This window comes from Glycomyces sp. NPDC048151, assembly GCF_043202775.1.
Classification (GTDB): Bacteria; Actinomycetota; Actinomycetes; order Mycobacteriales; family Micromonosporaceae; genus Glycomyces.
This window is the reverse complement of the sequence record NZ_JBIDBB010000008.1, coordinates 236,294-254,422: the sequence shown is the minus strand read 5'-3', so window position 1 is coordinate 254,422 and position 18,129 is coordinate 236,294. Positions and strand designations below refer to the sequence as shown.

The window sequence follows — 18,129 nt, the reverse complement described above, 5'->3', positions numbered from 1 at the left end:
GCGAAGCACACAGGCCCCAGCAGTACGGGAGTTCCCTACGCATCAGGCGGTGGACCCAGGTCACTACAGTTGCGGCATGTCCTTCTCCAACCCCCGACCCGCCTCGATCAGCGTCGACTTCGGCACCTCGCACACCGTCGCCACCATCCGCCGCGCCGACGGGCGGGTCCACCAGCAGCTGTTCGACGGCTCCCCGCAGCTGCCCTCCGCGGTGTTCATGAACGACGAGGGCGGTCCGGTCGTCGGCGCCGACGCCGTCCACTCCGGACGCCGCAAGCCCGACCGGTACGAACCGAACCCCAAGCGGCGCATCGACGACGCCCAGATCCTCCTCGGCGAGACCGAGATCCCCGTCACCAGCGTCATCGCCGCCGTCCTCTCCCGGGTCGCCCGCGAATGCGAGCAGACCCTCGGCTCGCTCGGCCCCGTCACCGTGACCGTGCCCGCCGCGTGGGGCCCGACCCGCCGCCACGTCGTCGCCGACGCCGCCACCGCCGCCGGTCTGGGCACTGTGGACCTCGTCGCCGAACCGGTCGCCGCCGCCAGCTACTTCGTCGAGACCCTCGGCGCGCACGTGCCGCCCGGCAGCGGCGTCGTCGTCTACGACCTCGGCGGCGGCACCTTCGACGCCACCGTCCTGCGCCGCGCCACCAACGGCTTCGACGTCCTCGCCGTCGACGGCGCCGACGACCTCGGCGGCCTCGACTTCGACCAGGCCCTCGCCGAGCACGTCGCCAAGACCGTCCAGCCCGACGACGAGCGCTGGGCGCGGCTCACCAGCCCGACCGAGCCCGCCGACCTGCGCTACCGCACCGCGTTCATGGACGAGGTCCGCCAGGCGAAGGAGCGCCTCTCCCGCAGTGCCTCGACTGAGCTCACCATCCCGCTCCTCGACGTCGACGCCCATCTCACCCGCGACGAGCTCGAGACGGTCTGCACGCCCCTGGTGATGCGCACCCTCCGCGTCACCCAGGGCGTCATCCGCGAATCGGGCCTCACCAAAGAGCAGGTCGCCGCGCTGTTCCTCGTGGGCGCGGCGAGCCGGATGCCGCTCGTCGCCACCCTGCTTCACCGCGAACTCGGCATCGCCCCGTCCGCGGTCGAGCAGCCCGAACTCGCCGTCTCCGAAGGCGGGCTCGTCGCACAGCACACCGTGAGCACCCCGATCTCGGTCCCGAGCCCGGCCCTGCCGCCGCAGACGACGGCCCCGGCCGTCCCCGCGCCCGTGCCGAGCCCGGCCCCCGCGCCGACCGGCCAGACGATGCGGCTCCCGCAGCCCTCCGCCCCCAACCCCGTCGCCCTGCAGCCGACCCCGCAGGCCGTGCCCGGCAGCCCGCCCTACCCGCTCACCCAGCCTGCCATGGCCGCCCCCCAGAGCCCGCCGACCGGCCCGTACCCGACGGGTCCGTACCCGACCGGCCCGGTCCCGCCCGCGAAGGGCCCTTGGATCAAGTCCAAACAGGGCGTCGCCGTCCTCGCTTCGATCGCGGGCGTCCTCGTCCTCGCGGTCGGCGCGCTCGCCGCGTTCCAGTTCCTCCCCGGCGACGAGAAGGACCGGGACACGGCAGTCGAGAACACCGAGTCCGCCGCCACCGAGGAGGAGGCCACCGGCGACGGCACCGACAACGACGGCTCCGCCTCCACCGGCGACGACGACGGCCTCGTGCCGCTCACCGAAGCCCAGCTCGGCGACAAGACCGCCGAGATGGACAGCGCGCACGTCGGCGAGGTCACGCACGTCCGCACCGGCATGATCGGCACCGACCCGGTCGCGGTCACCGGCGGCGAGGACAAGGTCATCCGCATCTGGAACGTCGCCACCGGCGAGCGGGTGGGGGAGTTCCGCGGGCACCAGGAGCCGATCGAGCACCTCTCGGTGTTCGAGTTCGACGGGCGCTGGGTCGCGTTCTCACGGGACGCCTCCACCGAGGCCGTCTGGTACCTCGACGACCCGGGCAACCCGATCCAGACGCGCGAGTCGAGCTACAACTCGATCTACTGGGTCGGCGTGTGGGACTCGGTCCCGATCTACATCTCCGACTACGAGGTCGTGCAGCTGTTCAACGGCCAGTCGATGAGCGATGTCAGCTTCTCGTACGCCGACTTGAGCGCGATCGTGGAGCTCGACGGCCAGCTGCGCCAGTCCGGCGTCTACGAGAACACCGTGTTCGTCTCGGACATGGGCACGGGCGAGCCCGTCGGCGGCACCTTCGACCAGCTCGCCGTCGAGGTCACCGCGTTCACCGCCGGGACCGCCGCCGGGAAGGCGCTCGGCGTCACGGTCACCGCCGACGGCTCGGTGCAGGCATGGGACCTCGTCACCGCCCAGCCCTTCGGGACCGCCGGACGCGACCTGATCCAGGCGGTCGTGGGCGCGCAGCTCCTCGAACTCGACGGCAAGCCGGTCGCGATGCTCCTCGGCGACAAGGGCCTGACCCTCTTCGACCTCGAGACCGGCGCGCAGCTCGGCGAGACCGTCGCACCGCACACCGGCGACACGGCCGTCAAGTCGGCCAGCACCGCCTGGATCGACGACCACGCCGTGGTCGTCACAGGCACCGCCATGGGCCAGGTCGAGGTCTGGAGCCTCTGAGGCATAGTGGAGCGGGCGCGGGCCGACTGGGCCCGCGCCCGCGCTATGTGCCGCAGCACTACGGACCGGCTCCCCGGAAGCGGCGCGGCCGCCCGAGTCTGTTGCAATAGACTTGCAATAGCGGGGTTGGCGTGTGACATGTGATATGCCACCGCCCTGAGCGAGGACCGAGCCCAAGAGGGAGACCGATTGGCGGACAAGGAGACACCGGTGCCAGACCGAGCAGACGCAGCGACCGGCGGGCCCGTCCCCGGCGAGCACGGCAAGGCGCACCCGATCACGCGGTACGGCGAACCCGTGCTGCACCGCGCCTGCAAGCCCGTCGAGGCCTTCGACGACGCGCTGGCGGCGCTGATCGAGGACATGTTCGCGAGCATGTACGCGGCCAACGGCGTCGGCCTGGCGGCCAACCAGATCGGCGTCGACGCCCGGGTGTTCGTGCTCGACTGCGAGGACGCCGACGGCGAGCGCACCGTGGCCGCCGTCGTCAACCCGGTGCTCACCCTCCCGCCTGCGCCCCGCGAGCTCATGGTCGACGACGAGGGCTGCCTGTCGGTGCCCGGCGCGTTCGAGGACACGCCCCGCTCGGCCACCGCCGTCGTCGAAGGGTTCGACGGCGAAGGCAGGCCCGTGCGCATCGAGGGCACCGGCACCCTCGCCCGCTGCCTCCAGCACGAGTACGACCACCTCGAAGGCACCGTCTACGTCGACCGGCTCCCCAAGAAGGCCCGCAACCGCGCCCTCGCCGAAGCCGGACTCCGCTAGGCCGCGACCCGAAAGCGCTGTCGCACCCCTCTGGCATCATCGGGGCCATGGACTACCGAGCGCTCAAAGAGGAACTGCGCAACGCCTACGACGCCGACGCCGACAACCGCGAGGGCATGGACGACGCCCCCTGGAAGGCCGCGGAGCGCGAACGCTTCAAGGCCCGCCTCCCGGAATCGGCGCGCCTGCTGGAGATCGGCGCCGGGCACGGCGTCAGCGGCCGGTACTTCGCCGACGAAGGCTGCAAGGTCACCTGCGTCGACCTCTCGCCCGAACTCGTCGCGCACTGCCGCGCCAAGGGCCTCGACGCCGAAGTCATGGACTTCAGCGACCTGCGGTTCGAGGACGCGTCCTTCGACGCCGTGTTCGGCATGAACTGCCTCCTCCACGTGCCGAAGGCCGAACTCCCCGGCGTGCTCGCCGAAGTGCGGCGCGTCCTCGCCCCCGGCGGCTGGTTCTACTGGGGACAGTACGGCGGCGAGGACTCCGAAGGCGTATGGGAGACCGACCGGTACGAGCCGAAGCGCTTCTTCTCCTTCTTCACCGCCGAACGCATCGAAGCCCTCGCCGCCGAGCACTTCGACCTCGTCGAGACCCACTACGAACCGCTCGAATCGAAGATCGACCAGTACCAGGGCCTCATCCTGCGCCGACCCTGAGGCCGCCGAGCTACCGTTGAAGCAGGGCTTGGGGCTGGGCAAACGCCCGGCCCCGCTCTATCCTCGCCTCAGGCCGCCTCACGGCCCATCCCAGGCGCGGAACGGGGGACACGCCATTGTCTGCTGAGCAGCAACAGATAGCCGAACTCATCGCCACCGGCAACGACGGGCGCATGTACGCGACCGAACCCGACCGGCTGCGCCGCCTCGTGCGCTACGAGCTCAACCGCGAAGAGCGGCTCGCCCAGCCCGAACTGCGCCAAGCGGGCGTCGGCCTCATCGCCCTGGGCGAGTACGCCGAGGCGCGGCGCGTCCTCGCGCTCGCCCTCGACCGCGCCGCGACCGCCCGCCAGCGCGTCGCGGCCCTCATCAACCTCGGCGACGCCCACCGCTACCCCGGCGAGCTCGCCGCCGCCGAACCGCTCTACGAGCAGGCCATCGAGATCGCGCAGGCCGAGAGCCCCAACTCCCTCCACTTCGCGCTGCAGCACTACGGGAAGCACCTCATCGACGCCCGCCGTCCCCACCTCGCCGTCGAAGTCCTCACCGAAGCGCTCCTCATGCGCCGCAAGATCGGCGACCCCGCCCTCATCGCCTCGACACAGGACGCGCTGAGCCACGCCCGCGCGGCAGTCGGACAGCGTACGATCTGACACTCCCGCACCGCCGAGCACAGGAGCCCCATGACGACGAACCCCGACGCCGAAGCGAACCCCGAACGGCACGACGCGGTCGGGCTCGCCCGCATCGCCGACATGCTCCGCGCCGAAGCCGCCAACGGCCTCTACTGGGGCGCCGAACCCGACGAAGAGGCCCGCCTGCGGGAGCTGCGCGACCACGCCGCCGCCCTCCTCGCCCTCGTCGACCACCGCCCCTACGAGGACGTCCGCGCCGTCTTCGCGACCGACGAGCAGCTGCGGACCCCCATCCCCGGCACCGAGTTCCGCATCGACTGCGGCGACGGCACCAGGCTCGTCCACCGCCGCCGCTTCCGCACCGACACCCTCGCCGACCGGCTCATCGCGACCGCGACCGCCCTCGGGGCCGACGTCCCCGCCGCACCCGTCGCCATCGCCGACACCGACCTCGCGGACCTGCCCTGCCCGCACACCTACCTGCTCGTCTACGAGTTCACCACCGGCCTCGACCCCGCAGCGGTCGAGCGACTCCTCGAACCGGCCGACCCCGACCTTGCCGGCGACCTGCCCACGTACGCCCCCGTCGACAGCGCCGTCGTCCGCGAACGCGAGCCCCTGCGCGTCTCGACCGAGGCGAAAGCGATCCTCGACGCCGTCGCCGCGGTCGCCAAAGCCGCGCTCGCCGACGCGACCAGCCCGTACTCAGTCGAACGCCACCACCGCGTCGCCGCGCACTGCGAACGCACCACCGCGGCCGACCTCGACTACCCGCGCATCGACTGCGGCGACCTCGCCGCCCACATGATCTCGACCGGAGCCGACGCCGCGATCTTCGACGACGAGGGCCGCGTCCTCGTCATCCAGCGCACCGACACCGGCCAGTGGGCCGTCCCCGGCGGCGGCACCGAGGTCGGCGAGCCGGTCGGCCTCGCCGCGATCCGCGAAGCGTTCGAGGAGACCGGCCTCGACGTCGAGCTGACCGGTCTGTCCTGGGCCTTCGACAAGCGCGACACCCAGCTCGGCGACAGCCGCATGCCCATGATCATGAGCTTCACCGCCCGCCGGACGAGCCCCGGCCAGGCGATCCGCCTCGCCCCGCTCGAAGCCTCCGACCACCGCTGGATGACCGAGGCCGAGGCGCTGGCCGCGGCGAACGGCCCGGTCGCGGAGCTGTTCAAGGGGCACGAACTGCGTATCCCCGTCGCGTTCGCGCACCACAAGTCCCTGTAGCGCAACGCGAAGGCCCGGCAGCGATCGCTGCCGGGCCTTCACCTCGCGTGTCCGCTCAGAAGACGTCGATGAGGCCGTCGCAGGTGCTCGTGGCCGCGGAGAGCGCCGCGGTCTCCTCTTCCGATTCCGGTTCGGTGTTGTAGTAGTCGTTGAGGTCGTCGATGCACGCCTGGAGCGCCTCCGCCTCCGCCGCGGGCCCCTCCAGCTCCGACACCTGGGCCTGGGCCGCTTCGAGGTCCTCCTCCAGCTGCGAGATCTGCTCGTCGCGGTCGGAGACGCGCGCCTCGACGTCTTCGAGGTCGCCGCTGGCGCTGAGCCACAGCGCGATCGACACGGCGGCGCCCGCCAGCGCGACCGCCATGACGGTGGCCAGGACCGCCACGATCGGCGACTTGCGGGGAGCGGCCGGGGGCGGCGGCTGCAGGAGCGGCTGCGTCCCGTACATGGGCTGGGCCGGGACCGGCGCCGTCGGCGGCGGCACCGACACCGGCGACTGGGGCGCGTAGCCGGCGTCGTACTGCGGCTGCAGCGGTGAATAGGAGGGCGGCGCACTCTGCGGCTGCTGTGGTTCGCTCGGACCGCCGAGGTTGTAGTGCGGGGGCGGGTTGTAGGCCATGATGGGCTCCTTCAACGGAGGGTCGCAGTCCAGGGTAGAGCGGCCGTGCGAATCGACGGCACTACTAGTGTGACGACTGGGAACCGGGACCGGTCCCCGCCGTTACCCAAACTTGACATCACGGACCCGCAACGGCTGGGTCTGGATTGGACCAGGCGGGCGCGGTGGCCCCGCGCCCGCCACTGCGGCTCTCGCCCTAGGCCGCCTTGAGGGTGCCGCCGTCGATGACGTGGTCCGCGCCGTGGATGTTCGCCGCCCGGTCGGAGAGCAGGAACGCCACCAGGTCCGCGACCTCCTCGGGCTCGCCGATGCGGCCCGACGCGATACCGAACTGGCCTGGGATCGCCTCGAGCAGGTCGCCGTGCGCGACGCCGTAGGCCTCGGCCACCTTGCCGCCGAAGCGCTCCTCGTCGCGCCACAGCGAGGAGCCGATGACGCCGGGGGAGACGGTGTTGACCCGCACGCCCTGCGGCGCGAGCTCCTCGCTGAGCCGCTTGGAGAAGCTCGTCAGCGCCGCCTTGGCCTCGCTGTAGCCGACCGGGCCGACCGCCGGGAGGTACTTGTTGACCGAGGAGACGTTCACGATCGCGCCGCGGCGCTCGATGATGCCCGGCAGCGCGGCCCGGGTGGTCCACACGGCGCTGAACAGGTTGAGGTCGAAGACCTCCTGCCACTGCTCGACGGGGATGTCGAGGAAGCCGCCGACGGCCATCCGGTCGGCGTCGCCGCCGCCGACGTTGTTGACGAGCAGGTCGATGCCGCCGACCGCGCTGACGGCCTCGGCGACGATGCGCTCGGCGCCCTGCCGGGTGGACAGGTCGGCGCTGACGGTCGCCGCGGCGGCCTTCTCCAGCTCGGGGGTGACGGTGCGGGCCGCGCCTACGACGCGGACGCCTTCGGCCGCGAGGGTCTCGGCGATCGCGAGGCCGATGCCGCGGCTGGCGCCGGTGACGAGGGCGGTCTTTCCGTTGAGTCCGAGTTCCATGGGTGTGCCTTCCGATCGTTCTTGAACTTGAGGTCAAAAAATGGGGCCGAAAAAACGCCCTCGCACGAGGGCGCGTTCGCTGCGCTCAGAACCCGGCCACGGCCGAGTCGATGATCCGGTGCAGCACGTCGCGGTCGTGGGTCTGCGTCATGACCCGCAGACCGACCACGGTGTTCATCAGGAAGTGAGCCTGGGCCTCCGCGTCGACCGCCTTCGCGACGTCGCCGTCGCGCTGGCCCCTGCGGAGCCGCTCGGCGAACAGGCGGATGGTCTCGTTCGTCATCCGCCGCACCGACTCGGTCGCCTCGGGGTCCTTGCCGCCCAGTTCGAGGGCGGTGTTGGCCGCGAGGCAGCCGCGCGGCGCGGGCAGGCTCAGGTCGGTCTCCACCAGGAGCACCAGGTAGGCGCGGATGCGCTCCTTGGCGGTGCCCGGCTCGTTCAGGAAGGCCTCGGTCATCTCGGACCCGGCCCGCCCGTAGAGGTCGAGCGCCTTGCCGAACAGCTCCCGCTTGGAGCCGAACGCGTGGTACAGACTGCCCTTGCCGATGCCGGTGGCCTCGGCGAGGTCCGCGGGGGAGGTCCCCGCGTAGCCCTTGGTCCAGAACGTCTCCATCGCCTGCGCGACGGCTGCGTCCGGTTCGAAGTTCTTCGGCCTGCCCATGCCCGGAACCCTACACCATTCTTGACTCAGGGGTCAACAATGGGGGTCCGCACTCGCCCTGGTGCAGCGGAACCCCTGGTGCGCAAGCGGTCCGAACGGATGCGGTGACGGTGCCGTTTCGTACGGTTGCCGCACTTGCCGGGCCGGGCGATACTGGAACGGTGCTCAGACCCCTCGTCATCGCCTCCGATCTGGACGGCACCCTCCTCGCCCCGGACGGTGCCCTGTCCGAGCGGACCCGCGACGCCCTCGCGGCCGCCCGCGCCGACGGGATGGCCGTCGTCGCCGTCACCGCCCGCACGCCTTACGGCGTCGACATGCTGCCCGACCTCGTGCCGTACCTCGACGGCGCGGTGTGCGCCAACGGCGCGATCGTCTACGACCCCGCCACGCACCGCATCCGCATCCTCCGGTCGATCCGGGTCTCCCTGGGCCGCAAGGTGGTCGCCGCGATCGCCAGGCGCCTGCCCGACGCGGTGTTCGCGGTGGAGAACGGCGTCGGCATCGTCGGCGAGGAGGGGTACCGCGCGCTCGTGGGCGGGTCGAACTGGGAGTTCGCGCCCGACTCCGACGCGGTCTTCAAGCGCGCCAAGCGCGCCGTGAAGATCAAGGTCTACTGCGCCGAGCGCACCGGCGAGGAGATGGCCGCCGCCGTCGAGGGCGCCGACCTCGGCGGGCTCGCGATGTGCCACTGGGGCGACTTCGGGATGCTCGACCTCAACGCGCGGGGCGCCGACAAGGCGTTCGGGCTCGCGACCTGGTGCAAGGAGCGCCGGGTCGGACCCGACGCGGTGGTCGCGTTCGGCGACATGCCGAACGACGCGCCGATGCTCGCCTGGGCGGGCCGCTCGTACGCGATGGGCGACGCCCATCCCGAGGCGGTCGCCGCAGCGACCGACCGCGCCGCGACCAACGCAGAGGACGGCGTCGCCCAGATCATCGAGGGCCTCCTCGACAACGACACCGCGGCCGCCGCCTAGACCGGGGCCGCGTCCGGAATAACCCGTTGCGCGGCCCCCGCCCGTTCTGCTGGACTGGGCGGGAGCCGCGGCGCCGCCGCGCGCCCGTCACGGAGGAGCCGGTATGCGCCAACAGTTCATGTCATTCGAGAAAGGTCACCACGAACTCAAGGACATGACTGCTGTTGCGCACGCTCAATCTCGGAATCCTCGCCCATGTCGACGCCGGTAAGACCAGCCTGACCGAGCGGCTGCTGCAAGCCGCCGGGATCATCGACGAGGTCGGCAGCGTCGACGCGGGGAGCACCCGCACCGACTCGCTCGACCTCGAACGCCGCCGGGGCATCACCATCAAGTCCGCCGTCGTCTCGTTCACGCTCGGCGGCGTCCCCGTGAACCTCGTCGACACGCCCGGGCACCCGGACTTCATCGCCGAGGTCGAACGGGTCCTGAACCTGCTCGACGGCGCGGTGCTCGTCGTCTCCGCAGTGGAGGGCGTCCAGGCGCAGACCCGCGTCCTGTACCGGGCCCTGCGCCGCCTCGGTGTCCCGACACTGGTGTTCGTCAACAAGATCGACCGCTCCGGCGCCCGCACCGGCTCGCTCATGCGCGACCTCGCCGCGAAACTCGACCCGGCGATGGTCGCGATGGACACCGTCGACGGCCTCGGCACCGCAGCGGCCCGGAGCGCACCGCGCCCCCAGGACGCCGCCTACACCGAGGACGTGCTCGAAGCGCTCCTCGACGACGACCTGCTGAACGCCTACCTCGCCGGCATGGACGCCGCCGACGCCTCCCCGGACCCCAGTGGCATGTCACATGCCATGCCCGGTTCGGGGCCGACCGGCTGCGCGCTAGAAGGAGCCGAGCCTCCCACCAATGGCATGTCACATGTCGCACGTGACATGGCACCGTCTCCGGACCGGGCCTCGTCTCTTGACCCGCGACGGTCCCCTGACGCAGTGCCGCCATTCGGTCAGGCGCTGTCAGCGGCGTTCGCCGAACGCGTCGCGCAGGCGCGGGCCCACCCGGTCCACTTCGGTTCGGCGATCACCGGCGCGGGCATCGACGGGCTCGTCGACGGTATCCGCCGCTTCCTGCCCGGCTCGGAAGGCGACCCGGCGGCACCGCTGTCGGCCACGGTGTTCAAAGTCGAGCGCGGCGCGGCGGGGGAGCGGATCGCCTACGCCCGCCTGTTCTCCGGCACGGTCGCGGTGCGCGACCGCGTGCCTCTCGGCGAGGGCCGCGAAGCGAAGGTCACCGGCATCAGCGTCTTCGAGGACGGCACGGACCATCCGTGCCCGCGCGCCGAAGCGGGCAGCATTGTGAAGCTCCGCGGCCTGGGGGAGGTCCGCATCGGCGATCCCCTCGGGCGGCCGCCGAAACTCCGCACCGAGCATTTCCTCAGGCCCGCACTGGAGACCGTCGTCGCGCCCGTCCGCGAGGCCGACCGGCCCGCCCTCCACACCGCGCTCTCCCAACTCGCCGAACAGGACCCGCTCATCGGCCTGCGCCACGACGAGGTCCGCCGGGAACTCTCCGTCTCCCTCTACGGCGAGGTCCAGAAGGAGGTCATCGGCGCGACCCTCGCCGAGGAGCACGGCCTCGAGGTCGACTTCCGCGAGTCCACCGTGATCTGCGTCGAGCGCGTCACCGGCACCGGCGCGGCCGTTGAGTTCATCGCGAAGGCCCCCAACCCGTTCCTGGCCACGGTCGGCCTGCGCATCGAGCCCGCCGCCGGGTCCGGCGTCGACTTCCGGCTCGGCGTGGAACTGGGCTCGATGCCGTTCGCGTTCTTCAAAGCCGTCGAGGAGACCGTCCACGACACGCTCCGCGAAGGCCTGCACGGCTGGCAGGTCGAAGGAGCGGTCGTCACCATGACCCACTCGGGCTACTGGGCCCGCCAGTCCAGCGCCCACGGCGGCTTCGACAAGAGCATGTCGAGCACCGCCGGGGACTTCCGCAACCTCGTGCCGCTCATCCTCGCCGACGCACTCCGCCAAGCGGGCACCGTCGTTTGCGAACCCCTGCACCGCTTCAGGATCGAACTGCCCGCCGCCGACCTCGGCGGCGTCCTCGCCGCGCTCGCGAAGCTCCGCGCGGTCCCCGAACCGCCCGAGCTCGACGGCGGCCGCTGCACCCTCGAAGGCACGATCCCGGCCGGGGCCGTCCACGGCCTCGGTCAGCGCCTCCCTGGCCTGACCAGCGGCGAAGGCGTCCTCGAAAGCGTCTTCGAACGGCACGAGCCGGTGAGCGGCCCCGTGCCGTCCCGGCCCCGGACCGACGCGAACCCGCTCGACCGCGACGCCTATCTGCTCTCGGTGGTGCGCCGCGTGACGGGCACGTGATCACCGGAAGCGCCGACACTCCGAAGTGGAATCCATTGTGTCCCAATATGTTGCGTATTTACGGAGTTGGACCTGAAATGTATGATTAAGATCCCTTGACCGCCCCTTCGTCCCGTCGGCACCCCGGCGGGACGAGAAGCGAACGGACACAGCACATGAAACGAAGGCTCGTCACCGCGAGCGTCGCGCTGGGGGTCGTCGCGGCCACCACCGGCGCCGCCACCCTCACAGCCCAAGCCGACCCGGTCGATCCCGCCGGCTCAGAACCCTCCACCTGGACCGTCCCGCGCCTCACCGCCGACGAAGCGGCCGAACTCGAGGAACTCGGCTTCGTCCTCGCCCACGACCACGGCAGCGAATCCCACATCATCGGCGACGAGGCGCTCGCCGCCGAAGCCCGCGAACTCGGCTACGACCCCGAGTTCGTCGACACCGTCTACAAGGAACTCCCCGTCGCCGCCGAGCAGGAGGGCACCTACTACGGCGGCTACCGCACCGTCGACTCCTACGAAGCCGACCTCCAGGAGATCGCCGCCGCCAACCCCGAACTCGCCAGCCTCCACGACATCGGCGACTCGTGGCTCAAGACCCAGGGCCAGGGCGGCCACGACGTCTACGCCATCTGCCTCACGAAGATCAACGAAGGCGACTGCGAGACCGACCCCGACTCGCCCAAACCCCGGTTCTCCCTCATCGCCCAGATGCACGCCCGCGAGATCGCCACCGGCGAAGTCGCCTGGCGCTGGATCGAGAAACTCGTCGACGGCTACGGCACCGACACCGCGGTCACCGAGCTCATGGACACCACCGAGATCTGGGTCGTGCCCGTCGCCAACCCCGACGGCGTCGACATCGTCGCCTCCGGCGGCGACGACCCGATCCTCCAGCGCAAGAACGCCAACGACAGCGACGGCAACTGCGGCGGCAGCATCGGCGTCGACCTCAACCGCAACTCCACGTTCGCGTGGGGCGACGACTCCACCAACCCCTGCTCCGAGACCTTCCAGGGCTCCTCGGCCGGGTCCGAACCCGAGACGCAGGCCGTCGAGGACTGGCTCCGCGCACTCCACCCCGACCAGCGCGGCGAGAACCCCGCCGACGCAGCGCCCGCCGACGCCCGCGACGTGTTCATCACGCTCCACTCCTACGGCGAGTACATCATCGTCCCGTGGGGCTACACCTCCGACGTCGCCCCGAACGACGCCGGGCTCCGCGCGCTCGGCAAGGCCATGGCCGACTCCAACGGCTACTTCGTCGGCACCAACGACGACACCGTCGGCTACAGCACCAGCGGCACCACCGACGACATGGCCTACGGCGAACTCGGCGTCGCCTCCTTCACCTTCGAGATCGGCCCCGACACCGGCAGCTGCGGAGGGTTCTTCCCCGCCTACACCTGCGTCGACGACCGCCTCTGGCCCGAGAACGAGGGCGCGCTCATGACCGCCGCCCAAGCCGCCGCCGCGCCTTACGCGAGCTAGCGGCCCGGGTCCCGGCAGCGGGGTGACGCCGCCGGGACCCGGAAAAGACCGAACATCCCGCCCGATCCCGCGCGGCCGTCCATACTGTCCGGACCATCCCGTTCACCGCAACGGAGAGGAGCGGGCCCATGGCGACCGACAACGCGGCCGAGGCCAAAGGCGGGAACACCATCCGCCGACTCATCATCGCGGGCGTGATCATCGCCCTCGCGGTCTGGTTCGTCCTCGCCAACACCGAGGAAGTGAGCGTCAAGCTCTGGCTCGTCAAAGTCGAGACGCCCATGTGGATCATGATCAGCGTCGTCTTCATCGCCGGATGGGCCGTCGGCGCGCTCCTGCGGCGCCGCTCCGCGAAGAAACGCGCCTGAACGGGCACGCGGGCCGGAACCCACCTCCGGCCCGCCACGACATTCACGGTTGCCCGCGCGCACGGCCGACCCCGATACTCAAGCGGTGCGCCTACCGAAACTCATCGCCACCGACCTCGACGGCACCCTGCTCGACAGACAGGGCCGACTCTCCCAACGCAACCAGAAGGCCCTCCAAGCCGCACGCGAACACGGCATCCGCACCCTCGCCGTGACCGCCCGGCCGCCCCGCGCCGTCTACCGCGTTCCCGAACTCGCCGCCGTCCTCGACGCCGCCCTCTGCTCGACCGGCTCCATCCGCTTCGACACCGCGAATCAGACCGCCGAACTGCGCCACTCCATCCCGCTCGCGCTCGCCCGCGAGATCCACCGGCAGCTGCGCGCCGCCCTCCCCGCCGCCGACTTCGCCGTCGAGACCGGAGCGACCCTTCGCGTGCAAGGGAACTACTTCAAAGCACTCCACTTCATCGACCCCCAGGTCCCGATCGCGGGCGACCACGATTTGTTCGCCGAGGCCGAACCGGTCGTCAGCATGCTCGTCCACGACGGAGCCTCCACCGGCCAGGCGATGCACGAGGCCACGGCCCACATCGCCATCCCCGGTGTGAGCCTCTGGCGCTGGGGCAGCTACCCCGAGATCGAATGCACCGCAGTCGAAGCGACCAAGGGCCCGGCGCTGGCCGCCTGGTGTGCCGAGCAAGACATCGACCCTGAGGACGTGGTCGCGTTCGGCGACATGCCGAACGACGTCTCCATGCTCGCCTGGGCGGGCCGCTCCTATGCGATGGCGGGAGCCCATGCGGAAGCGGCCGCCGCTGCGACCCACAGGGCCGAGGCCGCAAGCGACGACGGCGTAGGGAAGGCGATCGAAGCCCTGCTCGGCATCCAGGCGGGCTGACCCGAACCCCACGAGCACAATCGAAGCGTCGGGCGTCGGGCGTCGGGCGTCGGGCGTCGGGCGTCGGGCGTCGGGCGTCGGGCGTCGGGCGTCGGGCGTCGGGCGTCGGGCGTCGGGCGAGCGCGGTGCGCCGCCCGGCAGGCCCGGCTACCGCCGCCCGCGCTCGTTCCGAACCGACTCGCCTCTTACTTACACCGGTAGAAGACGAGCGCCTTCTCGAACTCGAAGACGTCGTGAGCCGCGAAATGCGCCTGCAGCTCCGCCGCCGCCGCGTCGAGGATCCGCCCGAACGCCTCGTCGTCACAGTCGACATAGGACTTGACCGAGACGAGGTAGTCCATCAGCGGGCCGGGATCGGGTACCGACACCAGCCCGCGCTCCTCGAACCGCTCGACCGAATCGAACTCGGCCCCCAAGTACGCGGACGCGTTGGCCGAGTCGAAGTTCGCGACCTCGGCAGACGGGATGAACGTGTCGGGCCCCAGCACCGAGCGGATCGCCCGAGCCCAGAGCGCATACGGCTCGGCCATGTCGTCATGGGTGTTCGTGGAGACGAGGAGGGTCCCGCCGGGCTTGAGAACGCGTCGGAACTCGCCGACCGCCTTCGCGATATCCGGCACGTGGTACAGCATGTGCATCGCGAGCACCGCGTCGACGCTGCCGTCCGGGTAGGGGATCGCCTGCGCGTCCGCCACCATGATCGGCGGGTCCACTTCGGCGAGCATCCCGTGCGCGGCGTCGATGCCGACGACGGCCGCGCTGGGGTGATCGGCCCGCAACCGCTTGAGATAGCGGCCGTAGCCGCAACCGACATCGAGTACCAGTCCAAGGTCGGCGGGAAGAAGGTCTGCCGCGACGTCGACCGGGTCGATCTGGGGCTTGCGGTAGTCGTAGAGGCTCACTCGGGACTTGAGGTTCCCCACGTGGGCGTAATTGCCTTTGGTGCCTTCGATGTTGACGGCCATGCAATGCCTTTCTACTCGGGTCGGACACCGCGACGGCGCCCCGGCTGAACGGCGCACCCACACGCCCGCGTTGAGCCGCGTCTCCATCCGCCCGCGCTGAACGGCGCGCGTGCCCGTGCGCCCGTGCTGAGCGACGCGCCGCCATTGGCGCACCGCGAACGGAGCGGACAAGGCTAGCGCGGCATCCGCACAATCGTTCAGTCGCTCACCGCTGCCTGGGCGGTGCCTCTTTCCTGAAGCCGCCTTCAGGCCTCTTCAGCTCCGCTTCAGCTTCGGGCCTTCACTATTGGAAGCTCCATCGTGGCGTCGTCGGCCACCGCACCCCGGCGCCGCCGCCACTGGAACCACATCAGCACAGCGAGCGCGACCATCAGGAGGACTATGGACACACCGATCACATAAGCCCACCAGGGCAGCCCGGCCGCGCCAGCGCCGCCGCCTGCCGCTTCGGCGGCGTCCTGCGGCTCGTCGGTCCGCAGGACGACCCGGTCGGCGTCGTAGGCGATGCGATAGGTCGCACCGCCGATCTCGAGCTCGGCGTTCTGGGCGAGGTCGCTGAAGGTGCCGGAGACGCCGCCAGCGGCGGAGACGACGACGATCTCCTCGGGGAGCGCACCGCCCTCCTCGTAGGCGACCGTCAGCGTCCCGTCCAGCGCGGCTTCGCCTCCGACCGTGAGCCCCCCGTTCGAGCCCACGGTCAGAGTCGAAGCGCCGCCGAGTGACAGGTCTCCGCCGACGCCGCTCGCGGCGTTGACGGTCAGACCCTGCTCGACGACGAGGTCACCGGCGAGCTCGGCACCGGCTGCGACACTGCCGCCGTCAGCGCCGTCAGCGCCGTCAGCGCCGTCAGCGCCGTCAGCGCCGTCAGCGCCGTCAGCGCCGTCAGTGACCGCCGCGTCGCCGGTCGCGTCCTCGCCCGAGCCGTCGTCATCGGTACCGTCCGATCCTGCGCCCTGGTCTGCTTCGTCCTGGCCTGCGCCGTCCTCACCTGCGCCGTCTTGGTCCGCGGATCCGAGCGCGAGGACGCCTTCGGCGACGGTCCACGCGCCCGTGGCGCTGCTCGTGCCCGAGTAGGTCCACGTGCCCGGGCCCGACTTCACCACGCCGCCTTCGCCTTCAACGCCGCCCGCGTAAGCGGTGTCGGCAGCGCTGGCGACCGTGAGGTCACCGCCGAGCAGGACGGTGGCTCCGGCGACGCCGCTGAGGTCGTTGACCGTCTGGGCGTCGACCTCGCCGAGGTCGAGCACGGCGCTCGCACCCGTGAGCGCGACGTGCTCGGAGGCGGCCAGATCGCCGCCGGTCAGGGCGAGCGTGCCGCCGGAGACCGTCGTCGCCCCGGTGTACTCGATGCCGCCGGTGAGCGTCAGCGGAGCCGACCCAGCCTGCTCGAGGCTGCCGGCACCGCTGATGTCCTCAAGGGAGGTCTCGTGCTCGGAGTTGTCGACCACGAGCGAGCCTTCGTCGACGATCGCGGTGTTCGCTCCTCCGACGAGCAGCCAGCCGTCACCGCCGTCGCCGCCCGCGCCGAGGCGCAGGACAGCGCCCGCCTCGATCGTGGTCGTGCCGTCGTAGTTCTGCTGGTCGGCGAAGGTCACGTCATTGCCGTCGGTACCCGCGATGGTCACTTCGCCTTGCCCGGGAGCACTCATCGTGTCGTGGTAGATCCCGCCCGAGATCGGCGCGTTCAGGGTCACCGGGCCGTTGTAGTCGAAGATGAGGTGGCTGCGCATGCGCCGTGCGTGCATGTTGATGTAGACGGTGTCCCGGTTGCCCGGCAGGAAGAACCGGTCGGAGGTGCCGTCGCCCCACTGCACCAGCGCGCCTTCGATATTGATGCCGCGCTTGTTGTGGTTGTGGGGCACGACCTCGAAGTTCAGATTCGGGTCCGACAGCGACGGGTCGTGGTCCGGCCCTTGGTCGGCCCACGAGTACACCCCCGAGACCACGACCTTGCTCCCGAAGATCTGGGAGTGGAAGTTGATGTCGTTGCCCCACTCGCGCGAGTAGAAGTCGACGGCGAGGACCGTGTCGTTGCCGTCCTGGGTGTCGATGATGAACGAACCCTGGTTCAGGACGGTGTCGACTTCGGGCATGGTCGAGAGGAATTCGCGCTGGCTGTAGTGGATCACGGTGCCGTTGTAGAGGACTCCGGAGAAGGTGTGGTTGCCCGCGAGGGAGAGTCCGTCCCAGGTGCCGCGCGGCTGGACGATGAAACCGGACCCGCTGAGGTTGCCGGGGTGGTAGCGGCCGCCGTGCACCGCCACGATCAGCGTGCCGTCGACGTGGTGGTTCAAGGCGTTCCACTCGAAGTTCGGCAGGTCGTACGGGTAGTGCCCGACGAGGCCGGTCGCACCCGTGCCGTCGCCGTACTGGAGGGTCGCGCCGGATTCGACCGTGACGGCGGGCGGGTCGGGGTCCTCGATCGTGTTCCACCACCAGGGTTCGCCCCGCGCCTCGACTCGTTGGCGCTGCCGGTCCTCCGGGATGCTGAAGTCGGAGTCGGCGGTGAGGGTGAGTTTGCCTTCGCCCTTGACGGTCAGGGTGCCGACTCCGGAGAAGCGCCCGCCGTAGACGATCTCCTCACCGCTGCCGAGGCTGACGACGGCGTCGCCGTCGAGCACGACGTCCTGTCCCGCGCGGATCTGACCGGTGATGTCGTAGGCCGCCTGTGCCGGGTCGGCGGTGAACGGGACGGTCAGGAACGCGAGTGCGGCGGCGAGGAGCAGGCGCGCCCACCCAGTACGGTGCGGTGTCGGAGCGGGATCGCGCGGCCGCCCCCAAGCGTGTGAATCCTTCACGATTCAACAAGTTACCCGGCGTTTTTCAGCGGTTTTCGGAGGGTGGCGGCGACCGCGACGCATCGGCCGGGGCCCGGACCGCGGCCTCGCCCGAAAGCACTGCCGCTGCGGGTGTGCGACTTCAGTTGGTGAGCGGCGGTTCGACAGGCAGTGCCGCGCCACGGG

At 70.9% G+C, this 18,129-nt stretch carries 15 protein-coding genes; 10 read left to right on the top strand and 5 right to left on the bottom strand.

Going from position 1 to position 18,129, the window contains the following annotated elements; all coding sequences use genetic code 11:
• Window positions 1-76: 76 nt before the first annotated feature.
• From ACGGCP_RS20755 to ACGGCP_RS20735, 5 genes are all read left to right on the top strand, one after another.
• Entirely contained in the window at window positions 77-2,593 is a 2,517-nt protein-coding gene (locus tag ACGGCP_RS20755; protein WP_392968487.1) for an Hsp70 family protein, read from the top strand.
• A 210-nt stretch (window positions 2,594-2,803) separates the two neighbouring features.
• Entirely contained in the window at window positions 2,804-3,358 is a 555-nt protein-coding gene (def, locus tag ACGGCP_RS20750) for a peptide deformylase (protein WP_392968485.1), read from the top strand.
• Window positions 3,359-3,405: 47 nt separating this feature from the next.
• A complete protein-coding gene (locus tag ACGGCP_RS20745; protein ID WP_392968483.1) occupies window positions 3,406-4,017 on the top strand; it encodes a class I SAM-dependent methyltransferase in 612 nt (203 codons plus the stop codon).
• A 116-nt stretch (window positions 4,018-4,133) separates the two neighbouring features.
• Window positions 4,134-4,670, top strand: a complete 537-nt coding sequence (locus ACGGCP_RS20740) for a tetratricopeptide repeat protein (protein ID WP_392968481.1) — start codon at window positions 4,134-4,136, stop codon at window positions 4,668-4,670.
• Window positions 4,671-4,700: 30 nt separating this feature from the next.
• Window positions 4,701-5,885 (top strand): NUDIX domain-containing protein, encoded by a 1,185-nt coding sequence (locus ACGGCP_RS20735; protein WP_392968479.1) that lies wholly within the window; start codon window positions 4,701-4,703, stop codon window positions 5,883-5,885.
• A 55-nt stretch (window positions 5,886-5,940) separates the two neighbouring features.
• Here the strand turns inward: ACGGCP_RS20735 and ACGGCP_RS20730 are convergent, their stop codons facing one another.
• The 3 genes from ACGGCP_RS20730 to ACGGCP_RS20720 all read right to left on the bottom strand — a co-directional run bounded on the left by ACGGCP_RS20730 (window position 5,941) and on the right by ACGGCP_RS20720 (window position 8,147).
• Window positions 5,941-6,501, bottom strand: coding sequence for a hypothetical protein (locus tag ACGGCP_RS20730; protein ID WP_392968477.1), 561 nt, complete (start codon window positions 6,499-6,501; stop codon window positions 5,941-5,943).
• A 196-nt stretch (window positions 6,502-6,697) separates the two neighbouring features.
• Window positions 6,698-7,486: an oxidoreductase gene (locus ACGGCP_RS20725; protein ID WP_392968475.1), complete on the bottom strand. Its 789-nt coding sequence runs from the start codon at window positions 7,484-7,486 to the stop codon at window positions 6,698-6,700.
• Window positions 7,487-7,571: 85 nt separating this feature from the next.
• On the bottom strand, window positions 7,572-8,147 hold the full coding sequence (locus tag ACGGCP_RS20720; protein ID WP_392968473.1) for a TetR/AcrR family transcriptional regulator: 576 nt from the start codon (window positions 8,145-8,147) through the stop codon (window positions 7,572-7,574).
• 161 nt (window positions 8,148-8,308) lie between these two features.
• Between ACGGCP_RS20720 and ACGGCP_RS20715 the strand changes: the two genes are divergently transcribed.
• From ACGGCP_RS20715 to ACGGCP_RS20695, 5 genes are all read left to right on the top strand, one after another.
• The gene (locus ACGGCP_RS20715) at window positions 8,309-9,127 is read left to right on the top strand and encodes an HAD family hydrolase (RefSeq protein ID WP_392968471.1); all 819 of its coding nucleotides are present in this window, start codon (window positions 8,309-8,311) and stop codon (window positions 9,125-9,127) included.
• A gap of 164 nt (window positions 9,128-9,291) precedes the next feature.
• Window positions 9,292-11,454, top strand: a complete 2,163-nt coding sequence (locus tag ACGGCP_RS20710; protein ID WP_392968469.1) for a GTP-binding protein — start codon at window positions 9,292-9,294, stop codon at window positions 11,452-11,454.
• A 155-nt stretch (window positions 11,455-11,609) separates the two neighbouring features.
• Entirely contained in the window at window positions 11,610-12,935 is a 1,326-nt protein-coding gene (locus tag ACGGCP_RS20705) for a M14 family zinc carboxypeptidase (protein ID WP_392968467.1), read from the top strand.
• 128 nt (window positions 12,936-13,063) lie between these two features.
• The gene (locus ACGGCP_RS20700) at window positions 13,064-13,303 is read left to right on the top strand and encodes a hypothetical protein (RefSeq protein ID WP_392968465.1); all 240 of its coding nucleotides are present in this window, start codon (window positions 13,064-13,066) and stop codon (window positions 13,301-13,303) included.
• 85 nt (window positions 13,304-13,388) lie between these two features.
• Entirely contained in the window at window positions 13,389-14,201 is an 813-nt protein-coding gene (locus tag ACGGCP_RS20695) for an HAD family hydrolase (protein WP_392968463.1), read from the top strand.
• Window positions 14,202-14,386: 185 nt separating this feature from the next.
• Here the strand turns inward: ACGGCP_RS20695 and ACGGCP_RS20690 are convergent, their stop codons facing one another.
• Entirely contained in the window at window positions 14,387-15,166 is a 780-nt protein-coding gene (locus ACGGCP_RS20690) for a class I SAM-dependent methyltransferase (RefSeq protein ID WP_392968461.1), read from the bottom strand.
• A gap of 266 nt (window positions 15,167-15,432) precedes the next feature.
• The gene (locus tag ACGGCP_RS20685; protein WP_392968459.1) at window positions 15,433-17,964 is read right to left on the bottom strand and encodes an autotransporter-associated beta strand repeat-containing protein; all 2,532 of its coding nucleotides are present in this window, start codon (window positions 17,962-17,964) and stop codon (window positions 15,433-15,435) included.
• Window positions 17,965-18,129 lie beyond the last annotated feature (165 nt).

What these genes read in the sequence shown, in the direction of transcription:
- ACGGCP_RS20755 (WP_392968487.1), top strand. Translation starts at nt 77, where the DNA reads ATGTCCTTCTCCAACCCCCGACCCGCCTCGATCAGCGTCGACTTCGGC.
- ACGGCP_RS20745 (WP_392968483.1), top strand. Translation starts at nt 3,406, where the DNA reads ATGGACTACCGAGCGCTCAAAGAGGAACTGCGCAACGCCTACGACGCC.
- ACGGCP_RS20735 (WP_392968479.1), top strand. Translation starts at nt 4,701, where the DNA reads ATGACGACGAACCCCGACGCCGAAGCGAACCCCGAACGGCACGACGCG.
- ACGGCP_RS20730 (WP_392968477.1), bottom strand. Translation starts at nt 6,501, where the DNA reads ATGGCCTACAACCCGCCCCCGCACTACAACCTCGGCGGTCCGAGCGAA.
- ACGGCP_RS20725 (WP_392968475.1), bottom strand. Translation starts at nt 7,486, where the DNA reads ATGGAACTCGGACTCAACGGAAAGACCGCCCTCGTCACCGGCGCCAGC.
- ACGGCP_RS20720 (WP_392968473.1), bottom strand. Translation starts at nt 8,147, where the DNA reads ATGGGCAGGCCGAAGAACTTCGAACCGGACGCAGCCGTCGCGCAGGCG.
- ACGGCP_RS20705 (WP_392968467.1), top strand. Translation starts at nt 11,610, where the DNA reads ATGAAACGAAGGCTCGTCACCGCGAGCGTCGCGCTGGGGGTCGTCGCG.
- ACGGCP_RS20700 (WP_392968465.1), top strand. Translation starts at nt 13,064, where the DNA reads ATGGCGACCGACAACGCGGCCGAGGCCAAAGGCGGGAACACCATCCGC.
- ACGGCP_RS20690 (WP_392968461.1), bottom strand. Translation starts at nt 15,166, where the DNA reads ATGGCCGTCAACATCGAAGGCACCAAAGGCAATTACGCCCACGTGGGG.